The following is a 16,378-nucleotide window of genomic DNA, read 5'->3' on the forward strand; positions in this document are numbered from 1 at the left end:
GCCCCCCATGATCTGATGACCAAACTCGCGGCATGACGACACCGGTTTGAGCTTAATTTTGCCGCAAACCTGTCCAGGAAGGCGGGACCACCTCAGACCAAGCGCTTCTAGCAGACATATTCGATGAATCCGAAGCGGCTGCCGCTCTTTCCACGGCTACGAAACTGCTGAATTCGACTTATGATCTGGGGAAAGCCTATCTTGCAGGACGCTTCACGCACGAGGATTGCGTTAAGCGCCTTGAAGCAGGCTTTCCCGGATTTGGCCGTGAGTCTTACGAGAAGGCTTTAAGCTACGGGTGCTTCCAAGCGCGGTAGCCTGCATGCAGCGATGCAGACTTTCGCGAGTTATCCAGAATCCACCACCACCAATGCGCTAGATCTGTCAGCGCCCTCACAAACTCTCCGCCAGATAGCGATCGGGCCGGTGCCAAGTCATGATCATCAGGTTGGCGCAGACCGCGCTGGCCAGCGACCAGATCGCGCGTTCGGGGCCGAGCACTAGGGCCGAGGTGGCGATGATCGTGGCGTCGGTGATCATCAGCAGGCGGCCAAAGCTCCAGCCCTTTTTGCGGCTGAGCCAGCGGGCGATCACGCTCGATCCGCCCACGGCGGTGCCGTGGCGCGTCACTGCCAAAAGGCCCATACCCATCACCGTGCCGCCGATCACAGCGGCGGCGGCCGGGCTGGCTGACGTCAGCACCAGGCCTTTGGCCACCAGCGTGACCAGGCCGGTAATGGCCAGCGTCGCGACCAGGCTGCGCAGCGTGTAGCGCGTGCCCTGGCTGCGCCAGAAGATCAGGAAGATTGGCAGGTTGAGCGCGGCAAACAGCGTGCCGGGCGAATATGGCGCAATATAGGACAGCAGCAGGGCAAGGCCGGCCATGCCCCCGGTGATCAACCGCGCCTGGTGCAGCAGGTGCAGGCCCAGCGCCAGCAGAAGGCACCCGGTCGCAACCCCATAGAGATCTTCCAGCGCGTTGTGGCGCTGCACCTTCATGGTGTGCGCAATTCCTCTGCCAGCAGGCGAAACTCGTCGGCGCGGGGCGAATTCTTGCGCCACACCAGGGCGATTTCGCGATAGGCGTGATCGGATTGCAGCGGGCGGGCAACGATATGGGTGTCGTTGAGGATGCCGGCGTCCACCGCCATTTCGGGCAGCATGGTCAACCCCAGGCCATTGTCCACCATCTGCACCAGGGTGTGCAGGCTGGTGCCGATCATCGTCGCGCTGGCGCGCAGTTCCGGCCGGTTGCAGGCGGCCAAGGCATGCTCTTTCAGGCAGTGCCCGTCTTCCAGCAGCAGCAGGCGGGTTTCATCGATCAGCGCGGGCGGCACCGATTCGGGCGGGTTGCGCGGATCGTCCTGGGGGAACGCCACATAGAGCCGGTCCTTGAACAGCGGCGCCACGTCCACCTCGCCGGTGGCAAAGGGCAGGGCCAGCAGCACGCAATCGGCGCGGCCGTGGTGCAGCGATTCGATCGCGGCGGCGCTGGGCTCCTCGCGCAGGAACAGCTTCAACTGCGGGCGTTCCTGGCGCAGGCGCGGCAGGATGCGCGGCAGAAGGAACGGCGCGATCGTGGGGATCACGCTCATGCGCAGTTCGCCGGCCAGCGGCACGCCGTGCGATTGCACCAGTTCGGACAGTTCCTCCGCCTCGCGCAGCAGGCGGTGCGCCTTGGCCACGACCTGGTTGCCCAGCGGGGTGAAGCGCACGACACGGCGCGTGCGCTCCACCAGCGTCACGCCGAGCAGCGATTCGAGTTCGCGCAGCCCGGCCGACAGCGTGGACTGCGAAACGAAGCACGAATCGGCGGCCTTGCCGAAATGGCCATGTTCATGCAGCGCGACGAGGTATTGCAGCTGCTTGAGCGTGGGCAGGTAGGTGCTCATTCCCCGAGTGGCTCGCCAGCTTCGGGTTCGGCTGGCGTGGCCTTGGCCGGGCCGTTGTTGCCGATCTGGTCGATGTGCGCCATCTTCAGCTTGCCGTTGACCACGGCAAAGGCCAGGCGCCCTTCCACCAGTTCCAGCGCATCGCGGCCAAACTGTTCGTAGCGCCAGGTTTCCAGCAGGGCCAAGCCCTTGCGCTGCCCGGCGGCCAGTGCCTCCAGATCATCGCTGCGCGCCAAAAGGCGCGAAGCCACGTCGATCTCGCGGCTGCGGATCTTGAGCAGCAGCTTGAGCAGGTCGGCCACCAGCGCGCCTTCCTTGCCCAGCGGGGCGCCGCGCGGCGCGCGCGGGGGCATTTCCGCCTCGGTCAACGGCTTGGCATCGGCCAGCGTCTGCATCAGGCGGCGTCCGATATCGTTATCCTTCCATCCGGTGGAAAGGCCGCGCACCTTGGCCAGGTCGTGCTGTTCGCGCGGCGGGTGGCTGGCAATGTCGGCCAGGGTTTCATCGCGCATGATGCGCCCGCGCGGGATATTCTTGTCCATCGCCTCGGCCTCGCGCCAGGCGGCAATCGCGCGCAACCGGCCGAGCACGGCGGGGTTGCGGCTGGGCGGGCGAATCTTTTCCCACACCTTGCCCGGGTCGTTGCGGTAGTTTTCCGGGTCGGCCAGCTTTTCCATCTCGATATCCAGCCACTCGCCGCGCCCGGTCTTGATCAGGCGCTTGAGCATGCGCGGAAAAATCTTGGACAGGTGGGTCACGTCGCCGATCGCATATTCGATCTGGCGTTCGGTCAGCGGGCGGCGCGACCAGTCGGTGAAGCGGGCGCCCTTGTCGATCGACAGGCCCAGCCACGCTTCCACCAGGTTCGAATAGCCGATCTGCTCGCTTTGCGAGAGGGCCATCATCGCGATCTGCGTGTCAAAGATCGGGTGCGGCGTACGCCCCGAAAGATTGTAAATAATTTCAACATCCTGGCCGCCGGCGTGGAAGACCTTGAGGACGTCTTCGTTGTCGACCAGCAGATCGAGCAGCGGCGACAGGTCGATCCCCGGCGCCAGCGGATCGATGGCCGCGGCTTCCTCTTCATTGGCGATCTGCACCAGGCACAATTCGGGCCAATAGGTGTTCTCGCGCATGAACTCGGTGTCGACCGTGACGAAGTCTGACTTGGCCAGCCGCTCGCACAGATCGGCAAGCGCGGCGGTCGTGGTAATCAGCGGATGTATCTTCATCGTTCTTTTCTGTATGGCCCGAACCGCACCTGGGTGCCAAACACCCGTGGCGGCATGGGGCCGGTGGTGCCCCCGTCCGGGAGCGGCGGCTTGACAAAAGCGTGGCCATCGCCTCTTGGCCGCGCCTGACATTTAAGCCTGTCTCACCTGCCTTATTGCAGACCGATTGGAAAGAGTTTCGATGCATCCTTACCGTTCCCACACCTGCGGCGCCCTCTCGCGCGAGCATGTCGGCGAAAATGTTCGCCTTTCGGGCTGGGTGCATCGCAAGCGCGACCATGGCGGCGTGCTGTTCGTCGATTTGCGCGATCACTACGGGATCACCCAGATCGTGGCGGACAGCGACAGCCCGGCGCTGCCGCTGCTCGAATCCGTGCGCGTGGAAAGCGTTGTGACGATCGAAGGCGTGGTCAAGGCCCGCAACGAAGCGACCGTCAACGCCAACCTGACGACCGGCGCGATCGAAGTGTTCGCCAAGGTGGCGACGGTGCTTTCGGCGGCAGAAGAGCTGCCCATGCCGGTGGCCGGCGAGCAGGAATATCCCGAAGATATCCGCCTGCGCTATCGCTTCCTCGATCTGCGCCGTGAAACCCTGCACGCCAACATCGTGACGCGCACGCGAATCATCTCCGACATGCGCCGCCGCATGGAAGGCGCGGGCTTCACTGAATATTCCACGCCGATCCTGACGGCATCGAGCCCGGAAGGCGCGCGCGACTTCCTGGTGCCGAGCCGCATCCACGCCGGCAAGTTCTATGCGCTGCCGCAGGCGCCGCAGCAGTACAAGCAGCTGCTGATGGTGGCGGGCTTTGACCGCTATTTCCAGATCGCGCCGTGCTTCCGCGACGAAGATCCGCGCGCCGACCGCCTGCCGGGCGAATTCTACCAGCTCGACCTGGAAATGAGCTTCGTGACCCAGGAAGAAGTCTGGGAAACGATGGAGCCGGTGATCGGCGGCGTGTTCGAGGCCTTTGCCGAAGGCAAGCCGGTGACGCCGATTGGCCAGTTCCCGCGCATTCCCTATGACGAGGCGATCCTCAAGTACGGGTCTGACAAGCCGGACCTGCGCAATCCGCTGCTGATCACCGATGTTTCGCACCACTTCACCCAGTCCGGCTTTGGCCTGTTTGAAAAGATCGTCGGCACCGGCGGCGTCGTCCGCGCCATTCCGGCGCCGAACACGGCGGATAAGAGCCGCAAGTTCTTTGACGAAATGAACGACTGGGCCCGCGCCGAAGGCCATGCTGGCCTGGGCTATGTCACCCGCAAGGGCGGCGAGTTTGGCGGGCCGATCGCCAAGAATCACGGCGCCGAAGGCATGGCCGCGCTCTATGCCGAGCTGGGCCTGGGCGAAAACGACGGGCTGTTCTTTGCCGCTGGCAAGGCCGATCAGGCCGCCAAGCTGGCGGGCCTGGCGCGCAACCGCGTGGCCGCGCAGCTCGGCCTGGTCGAAGAAGGCACCTACAAGCTGTGCTGGATCGTCGATTTCCCGTTCTATGAATGGGATGAAGACAACAAGAAGGTGGAATTCAGCCACAACCCGTTCTCCATGCCGCAGGGCGGGATGGACGCGCTGACGGGCCAGGACCCGCTGACGATCAAGGCCTTCCAGTACGATCTGGTCTGCAACGGCTATGAAATCGCCTCGGGCTCGATCCGCAACCAGTCGCCCGAAACCATGGTCAAGGCCTTCGAAATCGTTGGCCTGACCAAGGCTGACGTGGAAGAGCGCTTTGGCGGCCTCTATCGTGCGTTCCAGTATGGCGCGCCGCCCCACGGCGGCATGGCCGCTGGCGTCGACCGCATTGTCATGCTGCTGTGCGGGGCGCAGAACCTGCGCGAGATCACGCTGTTCCCGATGAACCAGCGGGCCGAAGACCTGCTGATGGGGGCGCCCTCGCCAGCCGAGCACAAGCAGTTGCGCGAGCTCAACATTCGTGTTGTCGAACAGCCCAAGGGCTGAGCGGCAGCGCATTCCGACCGGCGCTTGTGTCCCACGGCTGACAGGCCAGGATGCGGGCGCCTCTTGCCAGCGGTTCAACAGCCTATTAGGGCGATGCCTGACCCGCGACCACCAACCTGTTTCCTGCGAAGGGGCATATAATGAGCGATACCGCCGACCGCGTTAAGAAGATCGTTGTCGAGCACCTCGGCGTCGAGGCCGACAAGGTCACCGAAGACGCCAGCTTCATCGACGATCTCGGCGCTGACTCGCTCGACATCGTCGAGCTGGTCATGGCCTTTGAAGAAGAATTCGGTGTGGAAATCCCCGACGATGCGGCCGAGAAGATCTCGACCGTGTCTGACGCGATCAAGTACATCGACGAAAACAAGGGCTGATCGCCCCGCTTCCCCAACCGTTCCGGCCAGCAAGTGCGGGCCGGGCAGGGGAGGAATTCGGCAGGCTCAGTCCCCATATCTGCGGGGCTGGGCCTGTTCGTTTGTGATTTTGCGGAGAAAAGAATGCGTCGTGTCGTCGTAACCGGCCTCGGCCTTGTCACCCCGCTGGGCGCGGACGTGGAAACCGTTTGGGCGAATCTGCTCGCCGGCAAGTCTGGCGCCGGGCCGATCACGCGGTTCGATGCCAGCAACCAGAAGTGCCAGATCGCTTGCGAAGTGAAGCCGGCCGACCATCCCTATGGCTTTGATGCGTCACGCCGAGTCGATCACAAGATTCAGCGCCAGGTCGATCCGTTCATCGTCTATGGCATCGATGCTGCCGGCCAGGCGCTGGAAGATGCCGGCCTGGTGGACATGGACGACGATCTCAAGACGCGCACCGGCTGCTCGATCGGCTCGGGCATCGGCGGTTTGCCGGGCATCGAGAGCGAATCGATCGTCCTGCACGAAAAGGGCCCCGGCCGCGTCTCTCCGCACTTCGTGCATGGCCGCCTGATCAACCTGATCTCGGGCCAGGTTTCGATCAAGTATGGCCTGATGGGCCCCAACCACGCGGTTGTCACCGCCTGCTCCACCGGCGCCCATTCGATTGGCGATGCCGCGCGGATGATCAAGGATGGCGACGCTGACGTGATGCTGGCGGGCGGCGCGGAAAGCACGATCAACCCGCTGGGCGTGGCCGGCTTTGCCCAGGCCCGCGCACTCAACTGCAGCTACAACGACCGGCCGGAACAGGCCAGCCGCCCCTATGACAAGGACCGCGATGGTTTCGTCATGGGCGAAGGCGCCGGCGTCGTCGTGCTGGAAGAATACGAACACGCCAAGGCGCGTGGCGCCAAGATCTATGCCGAAGTGGTCGGCTATGGCCTGTCGGGCGATGCCTATCACGTGACGGCGCCGCACCCGGAAGGCAAGGGCGCCGAACTCGCGATGCGCATGGCGCTGCGCAAGGCCGGTCTGGAGCCGGGCGACATCGACTATGTCAACGCCCACGGCACCTCGACCATGGCCGACACGATCGAACTGGGCGCGGTCAAGCGCGTGCTCGGCGATGATCTGTCGGGCGCCTCGATGAGCAGCACCAAGTCGGCCATCGGCCACCTGCTCGGCGGGGCAGGCGCGGTCGAGGCGATCTTCTGCATCCTCGCCATCCGTGACCAGATCGTGCCGCCCACGCTCAACCTCGACAACCCGGATGAGGGCACCGAAGGCGTGGACCTGGTGCCGCACGTGGCCAAGAAGCGCCAGGTGCGCGCCGTGCTCAACAACTCGTTCGGGTTTGGCGGCACCAACGCCAGCTTGATCATGAAGGCGGTTTGAGCCGCAAGGCCAACCCGCGTGGCAAGCCGAAAGGCCGCCGTAAACCAAGGAAACGCGCTCCCATGATTGCCCGCATCGGTAAAGTCCGGCTGGTCATCCTGGGGGCGCTGCTCCTGGCGGCAGCATGGGGCACCCACTTCCTGTGGGGCTGGTATGGCCCAGGCCCGCTGGCCAAGGATACGGCGTTCGTCGTTCCCGATGGCGCCAGCATCGGCTCGATCGCCAGCAAGCTGGAGGCCGAAGGGGTAGTCGCTTCGGCCAGCACGTTCCGCGCCCGTGCGCGCCTGCTGGGCACGACGGCGCCGATCAAGGCCGGCGAATTCAGCCTGCCGGCCCACGCCAGCGGCTCTACCATCCTCAAGATTCTGCAAGGGGCCGAAGGCGCGATGCGCCGCCTGGTCACCGTGCCCGAGGGCATGCCCGCGATCATGGTGCAGGAACGGCTGATGGCGCAGCCGCTGCTGACCGGCACCGTCGACGTTCCCGAAGAGGGCACCGTGCTGCCCGACAGCTATGAATTCCGCCGTGGCGAACCGCGCAAGGCAGTGCTGGCGCGCATGCAGGCGGCCATGACCAAGACCCTGGCCGAACTCTGGGCACAGCGCAGCGCCGATACCGTGGCCAAGACCCCGCAAGAGGCGCTGATCCTGGCCTCGATCGTGGAAAAGGAAACCGGCAAGCCAGCCGAACGCCGCATGGTGGCCGGGCTCTATTCCAATCGCCTGCGCAAGGGCATGCTGCTGCAGGCCGATCCCACGATCATCTATCCGATCACCCGCGGCAAGCCGCTTGGCCGCCGCATCCGCCAGTCGGAAATCCAGGCTGTAAACGATTACAATACCTATTCGATGACCGGCCTGCCCAAGGGACCGATCACCAATCCCGGCCGCGCCTCGATCGAGGCAGTGCTGCACCCGGCGCATACCGAGGCATTGTATATGGTAGCCGATGGCACCGGTGGCCATGTCTTTGCCGATACTCTGGCCGAACATAATGCCAATGTGGCCAAATGGTTCGCCATTCGCCGGGCGCGCGGTGATCTCTAGGCTGGCATTTGCGCAACTACGGCTCTATTGGTCCGATACGGAGTTTTACGGATTTGCCGCCTGATGCGCGCGCGCATCGCTCCGGCTGTTCCGATTTCTCCCGCGCGGCGGGCCGCGCCGGGTGAGCGGGCCCCTGGTCCTGACAGCCCGGCTACCCGCCGCGCTCTTTGGCCAGATGGAAGGGTTGCGCCGCGCGCATTATCCGCCCGAACGCAATCATGTGCCTGCCCATGTCACGCTGTTTCACGCGCTGCCGCCCTCGGCCCATGGCGAAGTGCAGCGCTTGGCTGCCCGCGTTTGTGCGCAAACCGCGCCACCGACCGCGCATCTCGCCGGTCTGGCAGACCTGGGCACTGGTACGGCCGTTGCCGTGCGCAGCCCTGCGCTGAACGCGGTGCATGCTGATTTGGCGGAAGCGCTCCAGGGGTTGCTCGGCCTGGCAGACCAAGGCCGGCCGCGCTTTCATGTAACTGTCCAGAACAAGGTTGTCCGCAGCGATGCCCGCGCGCTCCAGGCGGCGCTGGCGGGCCGGTTCGAGGGGCAGACCTTTGCCTTTGCGGGGATTGACCTCCACGCCCTGCAACGCCTGCCCCAAGGCGGCGCCACTTGGCAGCCCGTGGGCCAATGGGCGTTTCGCGGCCGCTAAAATCCTCCCCGGCACGGGGAGGGGGACCGCGCTAAGCGTGGCGGAGGGGATATTCGGCCTGAAACGCCGTTTGCAGCCGCCAGTCCCCTCCACCAGCCTGCGGCTGGTCCCCCTCCCCCGGTGGGGGAGGATCAGGGTGCAGGCACGACGTCGAAGGCAATGTTCAGCCGCTCCCCCGCATCGAACGGCACCGTGCCATGCCACAGCGTGGAGGGAAACAGCACCAGTTGCCCAACCATCGGCGCGATCGTGCCATAAGGTGCAAGATCCAGCCCCAGCTCCTGCGGCGGGGCGCCATAGTGAAAGTGTCCGGCATCGGGCGCGGTGCTTTCGGCCGGATCGGGCAGGGCGACATAAAAGGCGCTGCTGATCCATCCCAGTGGATGCGAATGGGTTACGTTGAAGCCTTGGCCGTGCAGCCGGACCGACCAGCTGCCGCTGATCCGCACCGCCGCGCGCGGACGTGAGAGCAGCGGGTGGGCAGGATCGGGCGGGGGCAGGGCGGCAATGTAATCGCGCGTTGCCGCCAGCAGCGCCTCGCGCGTGCGCACCAGCGCGGGTTCGTGGCGCAGCAGCACGCTGCGGTCGGTCTGCGTGCCGCCGCGCACCGATTGTTCGGGATAGGGCAATTGCGCCCGGTGCAACCCGCGCAGCAGATCGGCCAGTTGTGCCAGTTCCCCCGTACTCAGCCCCACTGCCACGCTGCGCACAAATGCGGGATCGCCATCGAGCCATTGGGTCCGCGGATCGTCCAGCAGGCGCCAGCAGGTGGAAACATAGGGCCAGACCTGCCCGGCCAGCGCCGATCCTGGCGCCAGCTGCGTCAGGGGCAGCGCTAGCGCCAGTGCCATGTCGGGCGCGCCGTCGCGCAGTGCCTGGCGGATGCGCGCGATCGTGATCAGCGGGCTGCCGGGCAGCGTACCCTGGTTGATCAGCCGGGCCATCCCTGCGCCATCACCGCTTTCCCCGGCCAGGAACACCCGCGCCTGGATCAGGGCAGGCAGCGTGCCCAGGTGTCGTTCCGCCTCGTCCAGAATGGCGGCGGCGCGGGGCCAGTCGCGCACCTGGGCCACGGCCGCAAACCATCCCAGCCACAGGGCGGGCTGCGCCGGATGGGCGCGCGCGGCGCGGGCAAAGCTGGCATCGAAAGTCTGGCGGTCTCCGTTCACCCAGCGCAGAGAGCCCAGCACGCGGTGCCCGTCGGCCCAGGCGGGGTGGCGCGCCAAGGCCGCCTCCAGCGTGGCCAATGCTTTTGCCACCTGGCCTTCGCTGGCCAGCGCCAGGGCGTGGTTGCGCTGCGCGTCGAGATGGTCGGGCCAGCGGCGGCAGACCGTGGCGAACAGGTGCGCGGCGGGATGGCCCAGTTCATAGCACGATTGCGCATGGAGAAAGGCGACGGCGGGATCGTCTGGCGCCAGGGCATGCGCGCGCGCCATGGCGCCGTGCGCGCCCATCATGTCTTGCCGCGCGCGCAGGATGCGGGCGCGGTCGAGCCATTCGCCTGTGCTTTCGCTCATGCCGGCTGCGGGGCAAGCCCGGCCAGCACCGCGCCATGCAGGGGCTGCTGCGCGGCTTCGGCAGCCATGGCGCCGCGCAGCCGGCCCAGCCATTCGCGCCCGTCGACGCCGCGATAATCGATCAGCGGATCGTGCCCTTCCGGCAGGTTGTTCTGCCCGATATGCACCGCCAGCCACGACGGCGGGGCAAACAGGTCCAGCTCGCGCGCAATCAGGCGGCCGTGGCGGCGGAAATGGGCGATCTTCAAGGCCAGGCTGTCGGGGATGTCCATCGCCGCCACATGGCGCCACAGCTCGGCATCCTGCCGCTGCGTCAGCTTGTAGTGCAGGATGATGAAATCGCGGATGCGCTCCATCTCGCCATGGGCGATGCGGTTGAATTCATCACGCGTCGCGGGATCGAAATCGCGATCGGGAAACAGTGCCAGGATCTTGGAGATATTGGCCTGGATCAGGTGGATGGAGGTGGATTCGAGCGGTTCGAGAAAGCCCGAGGACAGCCCCACGGCAATCACGTTGCGGTTCCAGTGCAGCTTGCGCCGCCCCGCCTGGAACCGCACCGCGCGCGGATCGCCCAGCGCCGTTCCATCGAGGCTGCTGGCGAGATCCTCGGCCGCGCGGTCTTCGTCCAGGAACGCGCTGCAAAAGACATAGCCGTTGCCGATGCGGTGTTGCAGCGGGATGCGCCACTGCCACCCCGCCGCGCGCGCGGTCGATCGGGTATAGGGCGTGGGGTTGGGATCGGCGGCCGGATGCGCGCAAGGCATGGCCACCGCGCGGTCACACGGCAGCCAGTGCGACCAGTCTTCGTATCCGGTCTTGAGCGCCCCCTCGATCAGCAACCCGCGAAAGCCCGAGCAATCGATGAACAGTTCTGCCTCGATCCGGCGCCCGTCGGCCATCGTTACCGCCTCGACAAAGCCGGTCTCGCCATGCAGCGCCACATCGGCAATGCGCCCTTCCACCCGAGTCACGCCGCGCTGTTCGGCAATCGTGCGCAGGAAGCGGGCATAGAGCCCGGCATCGAAGTGATAGGCATAGTCGAACGTGCTCATCACGCTACGCGGATCGGGCGAGGGGTGGGCAAAGCGCCCGGCCCGCGCCAGGTGCCAGGCCATGGCATGCTCGTCGAGCGGGGCGGTTTCCCCCTGGCGACGCGCCTGTAGCCAGTATTGGTGCATCGGCACCATGTCGAAGTTGCGGCCATAGGGGCCGAAGGGATGGAAATAGCGCGAATTTTCCGCGCCCCAGCCGACGAATTCGATCCCCAGCTTGAAGCTGCCCTTGGTCCGCGCCAGGAACTCGCGCTCGTCGATGCCCAGGGTCTGGTTGAACACGCGGATCGGCGGAATGGTCGCTTCGCCCACGCCGATCGTGCCGATTTCCTCGCTTTCCACCAGGGTGATGGCGCAATCGCGCGCCAGGGCTTGCGAGAGCATCGCAGCCGTCATCCATCCGGCTGATCCGCCGCCAACAATCAGTACCTTGCGGATCTTGCGATCGTCCATGGTCTTGGTCCCCTCCCTGGGTGGCTGCATCCTACAATCAATTGCAGAGCGCGCAAAGCGGGCTTTTGGGCGGGTTGGAACCGCTCTTGTGAACCGGCGCGGACACGCATGAAATATTGGTAATAATCTCATTTGTCAGAAGAAATTGCCAGCGAAAGGTCTAGCTTGCGATCCAGCAGGGCCAGATCAGAAAGGCGCCGCGTGAGTCATCTGTTCATTCTGGCTTTCGTCGTTCTGCTCGTTTTGCTGCGCCGGCAGGCGTCGCGACAGGCCCGCCAGGCCGTGCCGCTTGCGCCACCGCGCCGGCCCGTGCCGGCGGTCGAGGCGGCCGCGTCCGCAATGCCGGGCCTGGCCGATCCTGATGCCAGGGCGCAGGATGAAGACGATGCCCCGGCCGTGCTGCCCAGCGCGCCCCGGCGTTCTGCCACGCTCGACCGCTTCTACCGCACCGTGCGCGGCCCGGGGCTGTGTTCCCCGCGCTAGACCCTGCACGCCTTTCCCCGCTTCCGTTCAGGAGACATGCGATGGCCATTACCAGACAAGTGATCACCACGGTGCGCAACGATGGGTCCGATGCGCTCGGCACCCGTACCGTCGCTTACAAGATCGCTGATGAAAGCATCGTCTCGGGCTCGCTCTTGACGGTGGAAAGCAACCACTTCTGCGTGCTCAAGTCGCGCGGGGCGGTGCTCGATGTCTATGAAACCGGGCAATATGCCATCGAAACGCCTGACAAGCCGCTGATCGGCTCGATCGCCAAGGGCTTTTTCGGCGGTTCCTCGCCGTGGGTCTATGAAGTCATCTATATCAACCGCTCCAAGCTGCTGGTGCGCAACAGCGGCATCGCCACCTCGGCGGAAATGGCCGAAGTGTCGTATGTCGTCGATTATTACATCCACATCGACAGCAAGCAGGAAGCGCTCGACCTGATCACCCACATGCCGTTTTCCGGCACCGTGATCGATACCAACGAGGTGGCCGATTACGCCGGCCCGGCGATCGAGCAGGCGATCAACCAGATCGTGCAGGTCACCAAGCTGGAAAACATCAACGAGCACATCAACGACGTGCGCGAGGCGGTGAAGGTTCACCTCGCTGATTTCCTCAAGGTCTACGGCATCATGCTCAACGACCTCAAGGTCTTGATCATGCCGCGCGACGAACGCATGCGCGAGTTGATCTCGCTCCAGGCGATCGGCCTTACCCCGATCGAATCGGTGCGCTATTACCTGGCGCTCAAGATGGCGGAAAAGGGCCTGGTCTCTGCGCCCAACGCGGCGGTGGGCATGCCCTTTGCGATCGGTGGCCAGCCCACCGGCTTCTATCCGCTCGGCCCCGAAGTGGGCGCGCCGACATGAGCGGGGCCGAGGACGACGGGCTGGCGGCGTGCGCCGGCCAGGTCGCGCTCAACCTGTTCCGCGGCTATGGCTATACCTTCTATCGCGTGGAAAACGATCTGCGCGCCGATGACCAGCGCGTGCGCCGCATGGTGAGCGAGCTGTTGCAACAGGCACGCAAGGCGCTGAGCGAAGCGGAAGGGCGCTATCGCCGCGAGGTGATCCCGCCGCCTTCGCGCGCCCAGCCGTTCCCGCCGGCAGACCTGGTTGCCCATGCCAAGCGGCTGGAAGCCCTGGCCCAGACGATCAGCGCGCTCGATGCCCAGGTTGCGCATATGCCGGTGCCTGGCAACGACTTCATGACCGCGCGCTATCGCACCGAGGCCGACACGCTGCGCCGCCTGTCGGAAATTGATGTGGACCTTGTGGCTGACGCGCATGACCTGGCCCAGGCCGTGCCGGGCGATGATCCGGTGCTGATCCTGGAGCAGGCGCCCGCCATCGCCGCCACCATCGCCCGCCTCAACGACCGCATCGCGCAGCGCCAGGCAATGCTGCTGTAACCGCGCCGGGCCGCGCCGCGATGAACCCCCAGGGCCTTGATCCGCACCTGCTGCACGCCTGGCTCACCGCGCGCTCGCTGGCGCGCGGATTGCCCATGCCGGTGGCCGAGCGCGGCGGCTTTCGCGTCGATACCGGATCAGACACGGAAATCCTGCGCTGGGTCTTTCCGCGCCTGTGCGATGGCCTGAAAGACCTCGCCCACACGATCCACCAGCCCCGCCATTTCATCAAGGCCTGCGCCACGGCAGAGGCCCTGCGCGCCGCCCTGCCGGCGCACTGGACGGTGCACCCCGCCAGCCACGTGATGCGCGCCCACGGCGCAATGCCGCGCCGAACGCTGGCGCACGGCTACCGCATCACCACCGAGCAATCCGGCCCCGTGGTGGCCGTCCGCATCCTTGGTGAAACCGGCGAACCGGCCGCCAGCGGCTATGGCGCCGAAACAGATCACGTCTTCGTCTACGACCGCATCGTGACCGAGCCCGCCCATCGCCGCAAAGGCCTGGGCCATGTCCTCATGCAGACCTTGCATGGCGCACGGCGCGATCCCGATAGCCTGGAACTGTTGGTCGCGACGGACGATGGCCGGGCGTTGTACGAGACCTTGGGGTGGTGCGCTGTTGCGCCTTATGCGAGTGCTTCGATTGTTGAGGGTTGATCGGGCCGTGATCGGTGGCCTCTTTCGACCAGAATGTGTCGTTGGCGGGCCAGGCTTTGAAAGGCAGCTTCCGCCATAAACTGCCATTCGCTCAACGCGAGCCGTCCGGTATGGAATAGGCATAGCGGGGCACGCCGACCATGCTTCCCCAGAAGGGGGCACCTTCTGATTGACAGGGAAGGAACTGGCTTGCACCTTGTTAGCCGGGCAGCCAGGAGCAAGTTGTGTCGAAGAAGATTAGTGGTGCTGAGTATCCTCTCTCCAAGATTTTTTCTTCCGATTTCGAATATGTCATCCCCTCCTACCAGCGGCCTTATGCATGGACGCCCGATCAGGCTGGCGAACTCTTCGACGATCTGATCGCCTTTTTTCGGGCCGAGCAGGAGGAGGGCTATTTTCTCGGCAGCATCGTGCTAATCAAGTCGGAGGATAGCGCCTATGCGCAGGTGATCGACGGGCAGCAGCGTCTGACGACACTCACCATCCTGCTGGCAGCTATGGCCTGTGCGAACGATGGTGAGGACCGCGACGAGCTTCGGCCTTACATCGTTGAACCAGGCAAAAAGATGGAAGGTATCCTTCCAAAGCCCCGCTTGGCATTGCGAGAGCGCGATAGGAGCTTTTTCGCTAAATTCGTTCAGAACCTGCAGCTCGAAGCCCTGATCGATCTCGATCCCTCGTCGCTCGATAACGAATCCCAAGTCAATATCCGGGCCAATGCCAAGCATTTCGTACAGGCCGTTTCCGAGGCTTTGCCTACACCGGAGAAGCTTCGCGAGTTCGTCACCTTCCTCCTGACGCGCTGCTATCTGGTGGCGGTGTCCACAGCCAGCCAGGAGTCCGCCTTCCGCGTCTTCTCTGTGATGAACAGTCGCGGTCTCGATCTCCAGCCGACCGACATCATCAAGGCTGACACCATCGGCAAGCTCAAGAGCGAAAGCGATCGGCAGCGTTATAACGACAAATGGGAGGAGATGGAGGTCGAGCTCACGCGCGACGGCTTCCGGGACCTCTTTACCTATATTCGCATGGTGTATGCCAAAGAGAAAGCGAAGCGCATCCTGCTTGAGGAGTTTCGGACCCACGTCCTTCCGAAGAACCCCGATCCGAAAATTTTCATCGACGACGTGCTCGAACCGTTCGCGGATGCGCTGGATACGATCCGCCACGCGTCCTACACTGCGACATCCCACGCCGAGACGGTTAATTATTATATCCGGTGGCTTCAGCGGATCGACAATTCCGACTGGATCCCGCCGGCAATGCTGTACCTCAAGGAACAGCGGAACAAGCCGAAACGGGTCGCGCGCTTCTTCGAGTTGCTAGAGCGCCTCGCTGCATACATGCACATTTGCCGCTGGAACGTGAACGATCGCATCGACGCCTATGCAAAGCTGATTGACGATATCCAGTCGGGCGCTGAGCCGGATGGGATGGCACGATTTGAGTTTAGCGACGAGGATGCCGATACGTTCCGAGACGCGCTGGACGGCGACATCTATGAATTGACGCCGCGTAGGCGCAATTATCTCATCCTGCGGTTAGATTCCTTCATCTCCGATGGCGCGGCGACCTATGATCCCTCAATCCTCACGATCGAGCATGTCCTGCCGCAGACCGTCCCGGCGGACAGCCAATGGAAGATCTGGTGGCCCCACGCATCGGAGCGCAAGGCCTGGGTACACCGGCTCGCCAATCTCGTGCCGCTCAACAAGAAGAAGAACTCGTCTGCGCAGAATTACGAGTTCAGCCCGAAGTGTGATATCTACTTCTCGGGCACCAAGAACGTATCCTCCTATGCACTGACCAGCCAGGTTATGGCGGAGGATGAATGGACGCCCGAGATTGTCGAGGCCCGCCAGCACCGCCTGCTCGAAATTCTCTACGAGAAATGGGATATCTAAGCGGGCTGAGTGGCGCCGATTGGCATCGCGCCAATGCTGTCACAGATGGCTGCAAGGTTGATAAGCCCGAAATTTCATGCGCTTTCCTAGGCGCCACGATTGTTGGAAATCTTGGGTGCCCGCGTGTGATTGCGAGCTATGCGACTGTCATCCAACCGACCAATGCGGATATGGAAAGAGATCATTCTGAAAGGCTGGGCCAAAGAAATCTCGCAGGACACTTATAAAGGCTCCAAGCTCCGCGCCCGGGGCCGGACTCAGTGCCTGATTCGGAAGTTTCTCAAGCAAGGCAATAGGTTGCGGTTCGCCGGGTGATCATTCGGATGGAAGCGATGAGGGCCCATGCGGTCGAGG

15 protein-coding genes are annotated in these 16,378 nt (G+C 64.3%); 10 read left to right on the forward strand and 5 right to left on the reverse strand.

What is annotated here, in order from left to right; translation table 11 throughout:
* Nucleotides 1-393: 393 nt before the first annotated feature.
* The 3 genes from C8K14_RS21160 to rnd are packed head-to-tail and all read right to left on the reverse strand — an operon-like array spanning nucleotide 394 to nucleotide 3,124.
* On the reverse strand, nucleotides 394-999 hold the full coding sequence (locus C8K14_RS21160; RefSeq protein ID WP_022675703.1) for a YitT family protein: 606 nt from the start codon (nucleotides 997-999) through the stop codon (nucleotides 394-396).
* Nucleotides 996-1,892: a hydrogen peroxide-inducible genes activator gene (locus C8K14_RS21165; RefSeq protein ID WP_022675704.1), complete on the reverse strand. Its 897-nt coding sequence runs from the start codon at nucleotides 1,890-1,892 to the stop codon at nucleotides 996-998. Before C8K14_RS21165 ends, C8K14_RS21160 begins: the two co-directional genes overlap by 4 nt.
* Nucleotides 1,889-3,124: a ribonuclease D gene (gene rnd / locus C8K14_RS21170; RefSeq protein WP_107719014.1), complete on the reverse strand. Its 1,236-nt coding sequence runs from the start codon at nucleotides 3,122-3,124 to the stop codon at nucleotides 1,889-1,891. Before rnd ends, C8K14_RS21165 begins: the two co-directional genes overlap by 4 nt.
* A gap of 181 nt (nucleotides 3,125-3,305) precedes the next feature.
* Between rnd and aspS the strand changes: the two genes are divergently transcribed.
* From aspS to C8K14_RS21195, 5 genes are all read left to right on the forward strand, one after another.
* A complete protein-coding gene (gene aspS, locus C8K14_RS21175) occupies nucleotides 3,306-5,087 on the forward strand; it encodes an aspartate--tRNA ligase (protein ID WP_107719016.1) in 1,782 nt (593 codons plus the stop codon).
* A 140-nt stretch (nucleotides 5,088-5,227) separates the two neighbouring features.
* Entirely contained in the window at nucleotides 5,228-5,464 is a 237-nt protein-coding gene (locus C8K14_RS21180) for an acyl carrier protein (protein ID WP_028657713.1), read from the forward strand.
* A gap of 123 nt (nucleotides 5,465-5,587) precedes the next feature.
* Nucleotides 5,588-6,844 carry a beta-ketoacyl-ACP synthase II gene (fabF, locus tag C8K14_RS21185; RefSeq protein WP_022675711.1) on the forward strand — a complete coding sequence of 419 codons (1,257 nt, stop codon included), beginning with the start codon at nucleotides 5,588-5,590 and terminating at the stop codon, nucleotides 6,842-6,844.
* Between the two features lie 62 nt (nucleotides 6,845-6,906).
* Nucleotides 6,907-7,890, forward strand: a complete 984-nt coding sequence (gene mltG, locus C8K14_RS21190) for an endolytic transglycosylase MltG (protein ID WP_107719018.1) — start codon at nucleotides 6,907-6,909, stop codon at nucleotides 7,888-7,890.
* Between the two features lie 121 nt (nucleotides 7,891-8,011).
* Nucleotides 8,012-8,536 (forward strand): 2'-5' RNA ligase family protein, encoded by a 525-nt coding sequence (locus C8K14_RS21195; protein ID WP_108338594.1) that lies wholly within the window; start codon nucleotides 8,012-8,014, stop codon nucleotides 8,534-8,536.
* Between the two features lie 131 nt (nucleotides 8,537-8,667).
* Here the strand turns inward: C8K14_RS21195 and C8K14_RS21200 are convergent, their stop codons facing one another.
* Nucleotides 8,668-10,053, reverse strand: a complete 1,386-nt coding sequence (locus tag C8K14_RS21200; RefSeq protein ID WP_158271993.1) for a putative 2OG-Fe(II) oxygenase — start codon at nucleotides 10,051-10,053, stop codon at nucleotides 8,668-8,670.
* The gene (locus tag C8K14_RS21205; RefSeq protein ID WP_107719023.1) at nucleotides 10,050-11,561 is read right to left on the reverse strand and encodes a tryptophan halogenase family protein; all 1,512 of its coding nucleotides are present in this window, start codon (nucleotides 11,559-11,561) and stop codon (nucleotides 10,050-10,052) included. The genes C8K14_RS21200 and C8K14_RS21205 overlap by 4 nt, the downstream gene beginning before the upstream one ends.
* A gap of 201 nt (nucleotides 11,562-11,762) precedes the next feature.
* Here C8K14_RS21205 and C8K14_RS21210 point away from each other — a divergent pair, with 201 nt between their 5' ends.
* From C8K14_RS21210 to C8K14_RS21230, 5 genes are all read left to right on the forward strand, one after another.
* Entirely contained in the window at nucleotides 11,763-12,044 is a 282-nt protein-coding gene (locus tag C8K14_RS21210) for a hypothetical protein (protein WP_107719025.1), read from the forward strand.
* 41 nt (nucleotides 12,045-12,085) lie between these two features.
* Nucleotides 12,086-12,919, forward strand: a complete 834-nt coding sequence (locus C8K14_RS21215) for an SPFH domain-containing protein (protein ID WP_022677533.1) — start codon at nucleotides 12,086-12,088, stop codon at nucleotides 12,917-12,919.
* Nucleotides 12,916-13,461 carry a hypothetical protein gene (locus tag C8K14_RS21220; protein WP_107719027.1) on the forward strand — a complete coding sequence of 182 codons (546 nt, stop codon included), beginning with the start codon at nucleotides 12,916-12,918 and terminating at the stop codon, nucleotides 13,459-13,461. The genes C8K14_RS21215 and C8K14_RS21220 overlap by 4 nt, the downstream gene beginning before the upstream one ends.
* Before the next feature lie 20 nt (nucleotides 13,462-13,481).
* Nucleotides 13,482-14,120, forward strand: a complete 639-nt coding sequence (locus C8K14_RS21225) for a GNAT family N-acetyltransferase (RefSeq protein ID WP_107719029.1) — start codon at nucleotides 13,482-13,484, stop codon at nucleotides 14,118-14,120.
* Nucleotides 14,121-14,344: 224 nt separating this feature from the next.
* Nucleotides 14,345-16,024: a DUF262 domain-containing protein gene (locus C8K14_RS21230; protein WP_107719031.1), complete on the forward strand. Its 1,680-nt coding sequence runs from the start codon at nucleotides 14,345-14,347 to the stop codon at nucleotides 16,022-16,024.
* Nucleotides 16,025-16,378: the final 354 nt, after the last annotated feature.

Source organism: Novosphingobium sp. GV079, from assembly GCF_003058045.1.
In the GTDB taxonomy this organism is placed as follows: domain Bacteria; phylum Pseudomonadota; class Alphaproteobacteria; order Sphingomonadales; family Sphingomonadaceae; genus Novosphingobium; species Novosphingobium capsulatum.